At 61.8% G+C, this 15,302-nt stretch carries 12 protein-coding genes; 6 read left to right on the forward strand and 6 right to left on the reverse strand.

What is annotated here, in order from left to right:
- Positions 1–90 precede the first annotated feature (90 nt).
- From ACU688_RS18730 to ACU688_RS18745, 4 genes are all read left to right on the forward strand, one after another.
- Positions 91–2,001: a patatin-like phospholipase family protein gene (locus ACU688_RS18730; protein ID WP_448185896.1), complete on the forward strand. Its 1,911-nt coding sequence runs from the start codon at positions 91–93 to the stop codon at positions 1,999–2,001.
- A 59-nt stretch (positions 2,002–2,060) separates the two neighbouring features.
- A complete protein-coding gene (locus ACU688_RS18735; protein WP_448185897.1) occupies positions 2,061–2,909 on the forward strand; it encodes a formate/nitrite transporter family protein in 849 nt (282 codons plus the stop codon).
- 131 nt (positions 2,910–3,040) lie between these two features.
- Positions 3,041–5,461: a dermonecrotic toxin domain-containing protein gene (locus ACU688_RS18740; RefSeq protein WP_448185898.1), complete on the forward strand. Its 2,421-nt coding sequence runs from the start codon at positions 3,041–3,043 to the stop codon at positions 5,459–5,461.
- A gap of 159 nt (positions 5,462–5,620) precedes the next feature.
- Positions 5,621–7,666, forward strand: a complete 2,046-nt coding sequence (locus ACU688_RS18745) for a hypothetical protein (RefSeq protein WP_448185899.1) — start codon at positions 5,621–5,623, stop codon at positions 7,664–7,666.
- Here the strand turns inward: ACU688_RS18745 and ACU688_RS18750 are convergent.
- The gene (locus ACU688_RS18750) at positions 7,660–8,919 is read right to left on the reverse strand and encodes a cation:proton antiporter (RefSeq protein WP_448185900.1); all 1,260 of its coding nucleotides are present in this window, start codon (positions 8,917–8,919) and stop codon (positions 7,660–7,662) included. The two genes, ACU688_RS18745 and ACU688_RS18750, sit on opposite strands and share 7 nt — an antisense overlap.
- A gap of 194 nt (positions 8,920–9,113) precedes the next feature.
- Here ACU688_RS18750 and ACU688_RS18755 point away from each other — a divergent pair, with 194 nt between their 5' ends.
- Positions 9,114–9,500: an MAPEG family protein gene (locus ACU688_RS18755; RefSeq protein ID WP_448185901.1), complete on the forward strand. Its 387-nt coding sequence runs from the start codon at positions 9,114–9,116 to the stop codon at positions 9,498–9,500.
- A gap of 77 nt (positions 9,501–9,577) precedes the next feature.
- On the opposite strand, the gene mltA is transcribed toward ACU688_RS18755, so the two are convergent.
- Positions 9,578–10,753, reverse strand: a complete 1,176-nt coding sequence (mltA, locus tag ACU688_RS18760; protein WP_448185902.1) for a murein transglycosylase A — start codon at positions 10,751–10,753, stop codon at positions 9,578–9,580.
- A gap of 129 nt (positions 10,754–10,882) precedes the next feature.
- Between mltA and ACU688_RS18765 the strand changes: the two genes are divergently transcribed.
- On the forward strand, positions 10,883–11,332 hold the full coding sequence (locus ACU688_RS18765; RefSeq protein WP_207040499.1) for a c-type cytochrome: 450 nt from the start codon (positions 10,883–10,885) through the stop codon (positions 11,330–11,332).
- Positions 11,333–11,338: 6 nt separating this feature from the next.
- Here the strand turns inward: ACU688_RS18765 and ACU688_RS18770 are convergent, their stop codons facing one another.
- The 4 genes from ACU688_RS18770 to metK form a co-directional block, all read right to left on the reverse strand.
- A complete protein-coding gene (locus ACU688_RS18770) occupies positions 11,339–11,734 on the reverse strand; it encodes a DUF1090 domain-containing protein (protein ID WP_207040500.1) in 396 nt (131 codons plus the stop codon).
- A gap of 42 nt (positions 11,735–11,776) precedes the next feature.
- On the reverse strand, positions 11,777–13,441 hold the full coding sequence (ligB, locus tag ACU688_RS18775) for an NAD-dependent DNA ligase LigB (RefSeq protein WP_448185903.1): 1,665 nt from the start codon (positions 13,439–13,441) through the stop codon (positions 11,777–11,779).
- A gap of 95 nt (positions 13,442–13,536) precedes the next feature.
- Positions 13,537–13,887 carry a hypothetical protein gene (locus ACU688_RS18780; RefSeq protein ID WP_017735694.1) on the reverse strand — a complete coding sequence of 117 codons (351 nt, stop codon included), beginning with the start codon at positions 13,885–13,887 and terminating at the stop codon, positions 13,537–13,539.
- Positions 13,888–14,106: 219 nt separating this feature from the next.
- Positions 14,107–15,297, reverse strand: coding sequence for a methionine adenosyltransferase (gene metK, locus ACU688_RS18785; RefSeq protein WP_017735693.1), 1,191 nt, complete (start codon positions 15,295–15,297; stop codon positions 14,107–14,109).
- Positions 15,298–15,302 lie beyond the last annotated feature (5 nt).

Consider the following 15,302-nt stretch of genomic DNA (forward strand, 5'->3'; position numbering starts at 1 on the left):
GGCTTGATTTGCTTTACCAGATCATTCCGCGTGGATCTTTCCCAGGCTCTCTCATCACTCAGGGCTACACCCTGAAGAGAGAGCCTGTGTATGAAAGTGTCCAGTTCGCCTGTCCAGATCCAACCCTCGTCACCTCGAAAAATCGACCAGGACGTGAAGACGCCTCTGGTCGAAGGCGTAGGCCCACGCAAGTTGAGCCTTTATCGTCATAGCGATGGGCGAGTGGAGGTGGCAGTGTCACCGCCGCCGCCCAGCCACCTGGTGCTCAGTGGCGGCGGCGCCAAGGGCATCGCCTTTCCGGGGATGGTGCAGGCGCTGGAGGACGGCAAGAAGCTGCAAGGGGTGAAGGTGATTTCCGGATCATCCGCCGGCGCGATTTCCGCCACATTGCTCGCCAGTGGCATGGGTGCCAAGGCGTTCGGCGCGCTGTCGAACAGCATCGACCTGCCCAGCCTGCTCAACAGCAAGGACCCGGTGACCGCCTGGTTGCAAACGATCGGCAGCAAGCTTGGCCAACTTGCCGGGCGTCTGCCTGGCGCGGCCGGCAACATTTCCCAATTGTTGCTGACCATGCTGCCGCGCCTGCAAACCGATGCGTCGCCCCTTGAAGAGATGATGCGCAATGAGTCGCGCAAAGCGATCCTGGCCCATATCGCTGACATGCCCAGGGAAACCCGGCCCGCCGAAGTCATGAAAATTGCCGAAAGACTGAGCGCCGGTGGCGCGCCGACCTTTCGTGACCTTGAGGTGTTGAGCCGCCATATTCCGGCGATCAAGCAACTCAACATCACCGGCACCGGTATGTTCGACGGCCGCCCGCAATTGGTGGTGTTCAACGCCAGCCTGACGCCGGACATGGATATCGCTCGCGCCGCGCACATTTCCGGCTCGCTGCCGGGGTTGTTCAAGAGCCCGCAGGAGCAAGGCCATGGGTTCCAGCAAGTGGCTGAGGTCACGGCTTTTCAGGACGGTGGGCTGCTCGCCAATACACCCGCGCCTGGCGTGCTCGGGCAGGCGCAGCCGCAAGGCCCGCTGAACCAGCCGGAGGCGCTGGTCGTCAATTTTGAGTCCGAGCAGACCACGCCGAAACAAAGCGGCGGTTTTTTCGGCAGTATTGTCGATACCGTTACCGGCACGCCACACGCCGCTGCCGGGGCTTATCAAAAAGAGCGCCTCAAGGCGTATGCCGACCAGACGGTGATCTTGCCGCTGAACACGGACAAAGGCGACTTTCGCGGCATGCTCAACGGCACCGTCAACTTCACCATGACCCCCGAGCAGAAACAACATCTGCAGGCAAAGGCCCGTCAGGTGGTAACGACTCATCTGGAAACACGGGAAAAGGCGCGCGAGCATCATTCGTTCGCGTCCATGGAGGACGCAATATTGGCGATGGATGACGCCGTGCTGGCCAGCGTGGAGGATCAGTTGAAAAATGACCCGGCCGCTGCGCAAGCGCTGATGTTTCGAAAGAATGCACGGCAGGCGTTGCAAGCCTTGGACAGCGCCATCAACGAGGCCAATCGTGCCAGCGACGTCTTGACGATCACACCGAAAATCGCGGCAGCCCTGCGTAACCTGGACGCACTCGCCCAGCGGCCTGAACACGTCGAGTGGTTGGCGCAGCGCCTGAATGCGCCGGGCCAGCACCGTTTCCAGCAGTTGATGCAGGTGGCGGCGAAGGCGGCGTCGGGCACGCCGATGTCCAAGGTGTTGGCCAGTGCTGTCGCGCAAATGAAAAGACGCGATCTCGCGGTGAAAGCCGACAACTTCACGCGGGAGGTCATCTACCCGTCGCTTTACCGCCCGGGCCAGCCGGCGTCCAACGTTGAACTGTTGCACCGCGTGGCCGGCAAGCTGGCCAAGGCCACCACGCCGGGCGAGTTCAACGCCGCGCTGGAAGACATCGTCCAGAACTATCAGGCGCGCAATAAACCCTGGAGCAAACCGTTTAAATCCACCGCCGTGGAAATGGCCAAGGCCTGGCGTATCCCGCTTTAAATGAACAGCTACCGTCGCGGCGTGTCGTAGCTACAGGCACCCCTTGGACGCACGTGATCATGGCCACTCAAGCAGACGGCAAGACTCCCAACCTGTCGCAGGAAGAACAGGCGGATGTGGACAAGAACCAGCCGCCCCGCGCGGCGGTTCTGCATGAAATCATCCGCACCCAGGGCGACCAGGAGCTGGAGCGCAATGTGGCGGCGTTGTGGTGGTCGGCGCTGGCCGCCGGCCTGACCATGGGGTTGTCGCTGATGGGCATGGGCCTGCTCAACTCGCGCCTGCCGGACGGTGAAGCATTCAAGGTGATCGCCAGCTTCGGCTACTGCGCCGGCTTCCTCGCGGTGATTCTTGCGCGCCAGCAACTGTTTACCGAAAACACCCTGACCGCCGTGCTGCCGGTGATGAGCAAACCCACCCTGGCCAACGCCGGGCGCCTGTTGCGTTTGTGGACCGTGGTGCTGGTGGGGAATCTGTGCGGCACTTTGTTGGTGGCCTACGTGATGCTGCATCTGCCGATTTTCGACACCAAGACCGACCTGGCCTTCCTCGAAATCGGGCGCAAGGTCATGGAAAACGCCCCCGGGCAGATGTTTGCCAAGGGCATCGTTTCCGGCTGGATGATCGCCACCATGGTGTGGATGATCCCGTCGATGGAAAGCGCCAAGCTGTGGATCATCATCCTGATCACCTACCTCATGGCCTTGGGCGACTTTACCCACATCGTGGTGGGCTCGGCGGAGGTGTCCTACCTGGTGTTTGCTGGCGAGTTGCCGTGGAAGGATTTTTGGCTGGTATTCGCCGGGCCCACGTTGGCGGGCAATATCATTGGTGGCAGCTTTATCTTTGCGCTGATCAGCCATGCGCAGATTCGCAGTGACAGCCGCCCCCCGGTCAGCAAGCGGTAAGTCCCGATCCAGGGGTGGTATGTGCTTGCCACCCTGCGGCCTATGCGGCCCGCCACGCTGCCAGGGCGGGCTGACTGGCCTTGTTTCATCCTCCTGGCGTACAGGGCCCGCGTCTTTTCAAGGACGTGTTCATGACCAAGACGCCTCACTCGCTTTACCACCTGACGCCCTTGCGGCGCACCGCCTGGCATATCCAAGGCCTGTTTTCTGCCCGCGCGTCCCTGCCGGTGATCGTCGCACGGGAGCTGCAACGCGCCCTGCGGGCAACGTACCCCACGCTGCCCGTCACGAACACGTCCCCGGGGTTGCTGACGCCGCGCTATCGCTATCAGGATCGGGCGATCAGCAGCGCAGGCTACGAGCGCTCTACGCTGGTTGATGCGTTGATAAACCGCTTTGTCGACGGCGTTTGGGTCGACTACACCCAAGGCCAGTTGCTCGTGGCGCAGCCGGATGGCGATCCAGTCACTGTCTCCCCCCTGAAAAACCTGGATGCCCAAGCGTGCGTCAACCGTCGTGGTCCCCTGCTGCTTGAGTGTTGCCAGCAGGCCTTGATCGATGACTGGACCGAGCTGTCCATCGAGGCCCGCAGTCGCCTCGAGATGTTGTCCGAGTTGTTGAAAAAGACCTTGAAGAAACTCAGCGTACCGACCCTTGTGACGGATGCGGCCCAGCGCCAGATGCTCAACGATGTCCTGCAAACCCCTGACAATAACCTGCGAACCGGCACCACCCGGGCCTATCTGGTGGACCAGTGGGGTGAGGCCGGCAGCGAGCATCTGGAGTTGTTGCGCGGCATCGTGCTGACCGGCCCTGCAAGCACCGGTGAACACTTCATTCTCTTTACCCTGAGTGACGGCATCGAAACCTTTACGTCCAGCAACGATTTGGCTCAGGCATTGCGCAAGCGTCTGACAGGCCTGGCGCCGGAGCGGAAAATGCAGTGGCGGCTGTACGCGCCGCGTTCGAACATTTTCGACGCTTTTGCCCTGACCTTCCTGGTCAAGCAACTGAGCGACTTGCAGTGGGAGGTTGAGTTGGGCCGACGTACGTCCTACTGGAGCGGCACCTTGCTGAGCACCGTGCACTGGTTGGTCACCGGGGATTTCGACAGCATGCGCCTCGACGCCAACCCGGAACTGTCCAGGCTTTACAGTGCCCAGCCGGCATGGATAAAAAAGCTCAGCCGCGAAGTGCGCGGGTTGTTTTCCGTGCACTTGCAGGCCTTGGGGATGCTGTTCAAACAAGCCAACTGGCGGTTTTTCGACGACGGCGTGCCGTCGTTGCTGGACTATACCCGGCAGAAACTGATGGCCGCGTATCCCAGGCCCTCGACCCTTGAGCCGAAGGACGTGATTCTCACGGTCCACACCGTCAGAGGGGTATCGGCTGCCGGCGGCTTTCCGGTCAAGGTCATCAGCACGCTGCTCGATGTTGCGTTGGAGAACCTGGCGAGTTTGCCGGGGGACGCCATTGAGGTCACCCTGCGCAACGGCGCCGCGCCTCCCCAGTGGCTTACGGCAAGTGCCGTCAAGGCTTTGGTGAGCACAGTCGATATTGGCGAAAACTACCCCAGGCAGGTGGCGGCGGCGCTCAAGGATTCACCCGCGCAAGTGCTGTGGCGCAGCCGCAGTTTTATCGAGCAGCTGCGTCTTGAATTACCGATGCTGGCGCTGGAGTTCTACAGTCGCGGCCAATGGGGGTTCAGTCGCCAGGGTTATGACACCGTGGCTGCCGTGATGCAGGTGCAGGCGGCCGAGCGCTACCAGGGCAGCCAGGTCATCGTGCTCAGGCCCCTGGCGTTCAAGGCCACGGCCTCTGCCACGGCTGACGTGGTCATGAACATGTTCGTCATCGGCCCACGGGCGCTCGATGCTGGGCCGGTGGTGCTGTATCGGCCGATGGCACAGCCCAAACTGATGGAGTTTGCCAGTCGGCAGGACTTGTTGGAGGCTATCGACCAGCCCGGTGCGTTGCAACAGCAGGTGCTGGCCTGGATGAGTGCCGATGCGCGTGCCACCTATTGCGGCAACGGTTTCAGTGCGCCTCATTTCAACACCCTGGACGGGCTGGCGTTACTGATCGATGCGCTGACCAGCGCCCCGGCAATATTGGCCAGTGAGGAGGTGCAAGGGGACTATGGGCAGCATCTCTACAAAAGCCAGGTGCAGGCCATACTCGAACAAGCCGACCGGCAGTCGGTCTCCAACCGCGAAAACCTGTGGGCGCGTCGGATGGAAGGGGTGTCGCTGGGGCTGAACAGTGTCATGCCGTTGGTGACGGGCCCACTGGCGGTGATCGGCTGGCTGCAGGTCGCTTGGACCGTTCACCAGCAGATTGTCGAAGTGAACCAGGGCGACAGCGGCGACCAGGACAGTGGCCTGGTTGGCTTCTTCCTGAGCATGGCGTTGGTGCTGATGCATTACTCAAATGATGCTATCGGAGAGCAAGCCAACGCCGCCAGTGATGAGGACGACACGCAAGTGCAGCGCCCTGAAGTGCCAGACGAACCCGATACGCCGGTGCCGAACGTGCAACTCCCGGCTGTCTAGCTGCCGGCCATGGACGCAGCGCGAGACACCGGCCCTGCGCGTACCTCGATCGAGTATGGCTGGATATCGGCGTCCAGCCGGTTGACACCTTCCCAACTGGCCGACTTGCAAACCTTTAGTGTGCCCAAGCCCGCAGACGCAACCCAGGCGGCTGGTGGCGTGACAGCGGGCCTGTTGAGCCGCGAAGGCCAGTGGTACGCCGAAGTTGACGCCTACTGTTTTAATGTGAGCGTCGAGGGCAACGGGGTGCGGGTGGTTGCTGGCAATGGCCGCCGTGGGCCGTGGCTCAAATCGGATGGCAAGGGGGCATGGTCCCTGGACCTGCGTTTGCGTTTGCTCGGCGGCGCGCCTGGTCAGGAGTCGGCTGCCGCCGCCCAGGTCCGCGCGCTTCAGGAACGCTACGACACACACTATGCGCAGTTCTCCACCGTGCAGATGCCTGAAGCGCGACTGATCGTGCAATTGAACGCCGAGGTGAACCTGCCGACGCGCCTTGCGAGCATCACGCGGGAGATCGACAGCGTGGTGCTGCTGTACCAGCGCGCCAAGCTGTTGTCGGATCTCCTGGAGCAACGTCGCCGTGCCGAGATCGTGCACGATTATACGGCCTTGCGTCATCGCTTCCTGGCGGCCCAAGTGAAGTGCCTGCGTTTTCATATCCGCTTGATGGAGGTACGGCGTACCGCGCTGTACCAACAGATGAGCGACCCCTCGAACGCCTACTTGCTGACGTTTCATGAAGTGGCCAAGCATCTGCTTTCCAGCTCGATGCGCGAAGGTCTGCGTGCGATTGCCAGGCTGCATGGCGAAGCGGTGCAGCTCTGTCGCGAACAACGCACCGCCTATGAGGCAATGCTCGACTCTGCGCGGCCGGGGTATGAACAGGTCAGTGCATTGGATGCGCCCGAATGGCGCGGCAAGGCGCCGATCCTGGCCTGGCTGGAAGCGGGGTTACGGCCGATGCTGCTGCGTTGCCTGAAGGAAAAGGCCGCTGCGCCGGGGATGGAGGCGCTGAGCATATTGCAAAACGCCCACCTGCGGTGCCGCCTGAAACTCTCCAGCTATCGGCAATTGTTTGCCGGGCCGGCATACAGCACCTCCGAGATCAGCCAGGTACTGAACGAGACGGTCGATGAACTGGCTTGGCAGGATATCCAGCTTGAGCGCGCCGCCGGCATTCCCAACGACTTTCTCGATCTGGCGGCCCTGAGCGACTACCGGGAGTACCTCAGAGGGCTGCGTGATGAGGTCGTGCGAGACGTCCTGCAACATGATGTGGATCTGTGGCAGGGCAAAACCTCCGGGGCCGTTGTGTCGGGGCGGATTCTCCAAAGCCGCCACTACGGAAGTTTGCTCCCAACCCAGTCGGAGCCCTCTGGCGCAAGCTCTGCCGGGCGGTCTTCAGCTGACGTCGTGGCGTTTATCGATCCCTATACCCGAGTCGCTTTCGCACGGTTTATCAAGGCGCAAGTGAATGGCGAAAACGATTGGGTGTACCAGCCTGTCGAAGCCGCCCAGGTCATCCTGTGGAAGCCTCAGAACTATATCAACAGCTGGCAAATGATTCAGCGGGCCGATGCCGCGTTGGGGCGGTTACCCAGCCTGGAGCGCAATACCCTGGTTGCCCCACGCGCGGTGCGGGCGGATGCGGAGTTGCTGGCGCAAGAGCTGTTGGAGGATTTGCAGCGTTCCAGCGAAGCTCGCAAAGAGGCGGAGCACAGTGATCCGTTAATGGCGGCCCTGGAGGTGAACCTGAGGAATAAGGCAAACACGCTCATCAGCGCCGCTCGCGGCACGCAACAGCGCATGATCCTGGCCCGCGAGCCGACGACAACCGGGATTGCCGACCTGTTGGCCGAAGGCATCGTCGAAATCAAGGAAGTGCCCGACACCAAGCGTGTGCCGGGCGTCGGTACGCCTCCGTTGTTTCGCAGTTTCTATATCCAGAAGGCCAAAGCGAGTCACGAGACGCCAGAGGTGCTTTGGTTTGCGCACTTTCACTACCCGAGCGGGCACACGGGAGGGCCATTGGATTTCAGCTTCGCTCATCTCAAGTCCGGCACCACAGCCGTTGCTGGCTTTAAGCAGCGACTGCAGATGGCCGGGGGTAACAACGAGCGGTTACTGTCGATTTCTCGCACGACGATCGAACGAGAGGCTGCGCAAACGCTCTTCTTCAGCGACGAGGTGACCCCGGCTCAATGAGCCGGGCTGTCCTGCGCGGGCTCATCACGGGTCACGCGCTTGACCAGCTTGCCGATGCTCAACCCCTGCAACAGGATCGACGACAGCACCACGATGTAAGTGATGCTCAGCAGCAGGTCACGCTCCGGCCCCAACGGCAGTGCCAAGGCCAGGGCAACCGAGACCCCGCCACGCAAACCGCCCCAGGTGAGGATGCGGATGGTGCCGCGCGGTACCGTGCGCCAGCGCCGTAGCAGCAGGATCGCCGGGGCCACCGTCAGCAGGCGCGAGAGCAGGATGGCGACGGCCAGCAAGCTGGCCGCAAACACATGCAGCCAATTGAACGGCAACAGCAGCAATTCCATACCGATCAGTGCGAACAGCAGGGCGTTGAGCATGTCATCGAGCAATTCCCAGAAGCCGTCGAGGTAGCGGCGCGTCATGTCGTTCATCGCCAGCTTGCGGCCCAGGTTGCCGATGATCAGGCCCGCGACCACCATCGCAATCGGTGCGGAGACGTGCAGTTCGGTGGCCATTGCCGAGCCGCCGATCACCAGGGCGAGAGTCAGCATCACTTCGATCTGGTGCTGCTCGATGCTCTTGATCATCAGGTACACCAGGTAGCCGATCAGGCCGCCGAACACCACGCCGCCCAGCGCTTCATGGGCGAACAGCATGGCCGTGGCGCCCACGGTTGGCGTCTCGCCCAGCTGCGCGATGCCCAGTAGCACGGTAAACACCACCACCGCCGTACCGTCGTTGAACAACGATTCACCGACGATCGTGGTTTTCAAAGGTTTCGAGGCGTTGGCGGTACGCAACACACCGAGCACGGCAATCGGGTCGGTGGGCGAGATCAGCGCGCCAAACAGCAGGCAGTACAGGAAGCTGACGTGCCAGCCAAACAGGGCAAAGATGTAATACGCCAGGCTGCCGATCACCACGGTGGCGATCAACACGCCAAAGGTCGCCAGCAGGCCGATGGGCCAGCGGTAGCTGCGCAGGTCGCTCAGGTTGACGTGCAACGCGCCGGCGAACAGCAGGAACGAGAGCATCCAGTTCATCAGCAGGTCGCCGAAGTCGATCTGGCCGATCAATTGCTGGATGCGCTCTTCCAGGCCGGGGTAACCGATAAAGCTCAGGCCTTGCAGGATCAGGGAAAACAGCAGGGCCGTGACCATCACACCGATGGTGGGCGGCAGGCCGATAAAACGGAAGTTCACATAGGTGAGCAGCGTGGTGAGGCAAATAAAGGCGGCGACAAGTTCAAGCATCCGGGGTCCTTGGAAGTTGGGTGTGGGTTAATCAATGGGTGGATGGACCGCAGCAGCGGCGCGATGTTGCAAGGCAAACGCGAAATGGCGGATAGAACCTTTGATGGCGTAGCGGTTCATAGCGGGGGAGTGCGGCTTGCGATGTTTAGTGCTAAAACTCTAATTTCTGTTTGAAAACAAAAAAGGAATCAGTGATGACGGTGGCCTTCTGGTGTGTGTTGATCGCAATTTTCCTGCCTTACCTGTGCACGGGTGTGGCCAAGTTCAGCGGCGGCAAGTTCGGGCCTCGGCAGAACCATGACCCGCGCGCGTTCCTGGAAACCCTCGATGGGTTCGCCAAACGCGCCCATAACGCTCAGCTCAACAGCTTTGAAGTCACCCCGGCGTTTGCGGCGGCGGTGATCATCGCGCACCTGGCCGGTACGGCGGAGTTGGTGACGATCAATGTGCTGGCAGTGCTGTTTATCACCAGCCGCCTGCTGTACATCATTTGTTATGTGGCGGACTGGGCGATCTTGCGGTCGCTGGTGTGGTTCGTGGGGATGGCGTTGATTGCGAGCTTCTTCTTTATCTCGATCTAACAGCCGACATAACTCCTCTGTAAAAGGGGATCATCTGTGGCGAGGGAGCAAGCTCCCTCGCCACGTCAAGCCCGCGCTTAGAGTGTTTCCGGCACCTGCGGCAACGTCGCGCCCTTTGGCCACAACATCCAGATCTGCCCCTGCTGCTTCATATTCCCCGCCAGCTCACCCGCTGCTGCACCTGTGCCCCAGAACAAGTCCGCACGCACTTCGCCGGTAATGGCACCGCCCGTGTCCTGCGCGGCCACGGGCCTGGCGATGGGCGAGCCATCCGGCTTGGTGGTCGATAGCCACAACAGGCTGCCCAACGGAATCACCTTGCGATCCACCGCCACGCTGTAGCCGGCGGTCAGCGGCACGTTGAGCGAGCCGCGTGGGCCTTCGTTGCTGTCGGGGCGGGCGCTGAAGAACACGTAGCTGGGGTTGCTCGCCAACAGCTCCGGGATGCGCTGCGGATGGGCCTTGGCCCAGGCGCTGATGGCACCCATGGTCACGTCTTCTTTCTTCAGCTCGCCTTGTTCTACCAGCCAGCGACCGATAGGGCGGTAGGGGTAGCCGTTCTGGTCGCCATAGCCCACACGTAGTTGGCGCCCGCCGGCCAGTTGGATGCGGCCCGAGCCCTGGATCTGCAGGAATTGCAGGTCCATCGGGTCGGTCAGCCAGGCAATCGGCTTGGCGGTCGAGCCTTGGCCGTTGATCGCGCTGGCATCGTCGTAAGGCTTGAGCACGCGACCTTCCAGGCGACCGCGCAGACGCTTGCCCTTGAGTTCGGGGTAGATGCTTTCCAGGTTGACGATGATCAGGTCATCGGGCACGCCGTATACCGGCACATGGGCCGTGGCGGTCTGGGTCAGGCTGCCGGGGTAGACCGGTTCGTAGTACCCGGTGATCAAGCCGTTCGGCGTGTTGTCTGCCGAACGCAGGCCAAACACATCCAGGCGTTCCTTGAGAAAACCGCGCACGGCCACGGCATTCGCTGGCACGCTGGCCGCCGCCGCGCAGGTGGTGCCCCAGATCGGGTCGGCCTTGAGGCGTTGGCAGGCGCTCCGCCAGGATTCAAAACCGGCCAGCAAGTCGCTGTCGGACACCGCCGGCAGTGCATCCCACGGTGCGCTCACATAGGTGGCGACGGCGTGGGGTTTTGAGGTTTCATCTTTGGCTGGCTCTTTACCCGCATCGCAACCGGCCAGCAGCGCGATCATCGGCAGAGCCCACGCCAGCTGGCGGCTCCAACGTTTTGAGGTGACATTCATACACGCAATTCCTGAAGCGATTGCCCGCGCAACAACCTCGGCGAGCAACCCTTATTATTAATAGGGCTATTGGTCTTTACGGACGGGGCGAGGATACTGGCCGCCGTTTCCCGTGACCTCGAAGCCACCATGACTTTTAAAAGACTGACCGTTGTATTGCTGGCCTGCCTGACACTGTCCGCCTGTGGCGGCGTTGATCCGAATTCGCCCTTGGGCCAGCGCAAGGCGATCTTCAAGCAGATGCTCAAGACCGGCGAAGACCTGGGCGGCATGTTGCGTGGGCGCATCCCCTTCGACGGTGCAAAATTCGCCGAGGGTGCGGTCAAGCTGGATGCGTTGTCCCATGAACCATGGAAGCATTTTCCGAGCGTGCGCGAAGAAGACCATAGCAGCGCCAAAGATGATGTTTGGCAGAAGCAGGCGCAATTCCAGCAACTGGCCCGTGACCTTGAAGCGGCCACCGGTGAATTGGTGACCGCCAGCCAAGTGCAGCCTTACAAGGCCAGCAACCTGGGGCCGGCGGTGCAGAAAGTCGAAGATGCCTGCAGCGCCTGCCATAAACAGTTCCGGGACCACTGACCGGTATTACTTGTCGAGGTCTTCCACTGCGTCCTGCAGTTCCTTGCGCGACTGAGCGAGCTTGTCCTTACGCTTGTTGATCTTCTCGGCATCGCCTTTTTTCATGGCCTTGTCGAGGTCGGCCTGACGGCGGCTGACTTCGTGCTTGGCATCGAGCACCTTGTTTTCACGCTCTTTCTTCAAGGACGCGTCGGTGCAATTGGCGGTGACTTCGCTCAGGGCTTTTTCCAGGCCGGCTTGCTGGGCGCTGTTGCCGTGGGCCTTGGCCTGTTCGATCTGGGCGCTGATGGCCTGGCGCTTGGCGGCGCAGCCGGTGAGTTGTGGCGCTTCCTGGGCCGCCAACAGCGGCGTGGCCATGAAGGTTGCGACGGTCAGCAGGGCAAAAGGGGCGAGAAATTTCATGTGGGGCTCCAAGGTCGCAATCTGATGACGGGGGCAGAGGGCTCAAAAGCCATCTATTCCCGCCACGCGTAATGTTTCAGCCAAGGCCTGTACTTGCGGGTCGCTAAAAAAAGCGCTCAATTGCGCCGCGCGACCCGGGCCGATGCCGTCGATGGCCAGCCAGGCCTGGGTGTCTCTGGCGACCAGCGTTTGCCAGCCGCCTTCCAGGTTGTTACGTGCCGCAGGCGGTACGCCGAGGGCTTTCAGCCATTGTGCAAAGGGCCGTTGCCGTGCGCTGTGGAGGCTGTCGAGCACCCGTGCACGACTGCGATCACCGAAGCCATCAATGTTAGCAAGCTCTGCCGCATCCAGGGTCAACCAATCAAGAAAGCCTGCGATTAGACCGGCCTGGATCAATACGTTCCAGGTCTCGCTGCCCAAATGGGGCAACGACAAGCCCTGGTTGCCGCTGAGCCAGGTGAGGCGGGCCAGCAGTTGCTCTTCGCAGCCTGGGTCCAGTTGCCAGCAGCTCAGGGCGTGAAAGGCCGAGGGATCCGGTACTGGCAGGTCGACCCGTGTGGTGTTGCGCAGAATCACCTGGTCCAACCGGGAGATCACCTGGCCTGCCAGGCTGATGGACACTTGGTCGCCGGGACGTATGTCCAGTGTTTGCCAGCGCTGCAATGAGCCGACGCTGACGCGGCTGATCCGGCGATCGTCCAGTTGCACCGGCTCCAGTTCCAGGATCGGGGTGATGCGCCCGGTGCGGCCGATCTTGAACTTCACTTTGCGCACCAATGCCAGGGCCTTGGCCGCCGGGTACTTCCATGCGACCGCCCAATAAGGTGCGCTGGCCTGCCAGCGCTTGGCCGGTGCACGGACGGCCTGGTGCAACACCACTCCGTCGCTGGCAAAGGGCAGTGGGTGGGTATGCCAATAGGTGCGCCAGTGTGCGGCTTCGCTGATGTGTTGGATCGGGTGGCTGTAGCGTTGGCTGTCGGTGAAGCCCAGGCGCGCCAGGCCGTTGATACGTTCGGTGAACGACGCCGGGCCGTCGGGCCACGCCCAGACGAACAGGCCGATACCGGCAGCATCCGCATCGCTCAGGTGTTGGCGGTTCATCAAGCCGGCCACCTTGCTGCGCGCGTTCAGACCGCCGTGTTGTGACTGCACATGGTCGTCGAGGCGCCAATACAGCTCGCCTTGCAGCACCAGGTCGATGGGTTCCGGCAGTTGCTGGGCGATGCCGGGGATTTTTCGCGCGGAGGCTGACCAATCGTGGCCCAGCATGCCGTCGCCCCGGCTTATCACTCTGTTCAGGCGGCCCTGGCGATACACCAGGGTCACGGCAACGCCATCGACCTTGGGCTGGATCCATACGTCCTGGCGCGTGGCCAGCCAGGCACTGACCGCTGGTTCATCGGGGAGTTTTTCCAGGCCGGTGTGGGCGACCGGGTGAGGCAGGGTGCCCCGTGAACTGGCCAACGGCTTGCCGGCCGCCGCCACGGTTTGCGGGAAGCACCTGTGCCAGTGGGCCAGGCGCTGGCGGGCCTGGTCGTAGAGTTCATCGTTGACGGGGGATTGGCCGAGCCGGTGATAGCTGTCATCCCACAGGCGTATCTGTTCGGCCAGGGTCGTGGCCTGCGTGCGGGCGTCTTCAGGGCAGTCTTCGGCCCATGCTGAACAGGCCAGCGCGCTGAGTAGAAAAACCATCAATCGTCGCATCATGAGCATCCTTGCTCGGAAGGGGTGCCCAGCCTAAATGATCCACCTACCCACAAAAAAGCCCCGACGAGGCGGGGCTTTTTACCGGGTGTTTCTGCTTACTTGAACAGACCGCCCAGGGCTTTCACGGCGTCGTTCTTGTCGGCCTTGGCTTCGGTGGTTTGCTGCTTGGCATCGACCTTGGCTTGGCCTTCGGCGAGTTTGTCACAGCCTTTGCTGACCTGATCCTGCGCAGCTTTATAGGCCTTGACCGACAGCGTGTCGTTCTTGGCTTCTGCGGCATCGATCTTGGCTTGCAGGTCTTTGGCGTGTTGCTGGCAGTCGCCGGTTTTGCCGCTCAGTTGGGAGCTGAGGGCACCGCCCAGTGCGCTCAGGTCGGTGCCGGCGTGAGCTGGCAGGGCGAACAGGCTGAGCAGAAGGGCAGCAGGGGCGAGCGTGGAGATGCGCATGAAAAACCTCAATGTTCGATTGCTTGCGCGCTGGTGAATCCCGGGCTGGCGCAAGGCAATATCCAAATAAGGTGAAGGGCCCGAGAGGGCGCGGATTCTAGAGGGCCATTATTTGGCCTGCAAGGTTTGGATCCAAAAAATGTGACAATCGCCGCGAATCACCCGGCAATAAAAAACCCTGCCGGGCGAACCCGGCAGGGTTTTGGGTGCCGCGAGTGCTTACAGGCCGGCAGCGACGCGCAGGTCGTCGGCGCGGTCGGTTTTTTCCCAGGTGAACGTGGTGAAGGTGTCGTCGCCGACGGTCTTCTGTGCAGGCGTGCGACCGAAGTGGCCGTAGGCTGCGGTTTCCTGGTACATCGGGTGCAGCAGGTCGAGCATGGTGGTGATGGCGTACGGGCGCAGGTCGAAGATCTCACGCACCAGCTTGACGATCTTGTCATCACTGATCTTGCCGGTACCGAAGGTATTCAGCGAGATCGACGTAGGCTGGGCCACGCCGATAGCGTAGGAAACCTGAATCTCGCAACGCTCGGCCAGGCCGGCCGCGACGATGTTCTTGGCCACGTAGCGACCGGCGTAGGCGGCCGAACGGTCAACCTTGGACGGGTCTTTACCGGAGAACGCGCCGCCGCCGTGACGGGCCATGCCGCCGTAGCTGTCGACGATGATCTTGCGACCGGTCAGGCCGCAGTCGCCCACCGGGCCGCCGATGATGAACTGGCCAGTCGGGTTGATGTGGAACTGGGTGTCCTTGCTCAGCAGTTCGGCCGGCAGCACGTGCTTGACGATCAGTTCCATCACGCCTTCGCGCAGGTCGGCGTAGGACACATCCGGGTTGTGCTGGGTCGACAGGACCACGGCGTCGATACCGACAACCTTGCCGCCTTCGTAGCGACAGGTCACCTGGGACTTGGCGTCCGGGCGCAGCCATGGCAGCAGGCCGCTTTTGCGGGCTTCGGCCTGGCGCTGTACCAGCTGGTGCGAGAAGGTGATCGGTGCTGGCATCAGCACGTCGGTCTCGTTGCTGGCGTAGCCGAACATCAGGCCCTGGTCGCCGGCGCCCTGATCTTCAGGCTTGGCGCGGTCCACACCCTGGTTGATGTCGGGGGACTGCTTGCCGATGATGTTCATCACGCCGCAAGTGGCACCGTCGAAACCGACGTCGGAGCTGTTGTAGCCGATGTCGGTGATCACATCACGGACGATCTGCTCCAGGTCAACCCAGGCGGTGGTGGTCACTTCGCCAGCGATGATCGCTACACCGGTTTTCACCAGAGTCTCGCACGCCACACGGGCGAACTTGTCTTCAGCAATGATGGCGTCCAGCACCGCGTCAGAAATCTGGTCGGCGATTTTGTCCGGATGCCCTTCAGACACGGACTCGGAGGTGAAAAGGGAGTATTCGCTCATCTCGA

Source organism: Pseudomonas acericola (SeqCode), assembly GCF_053456465.1.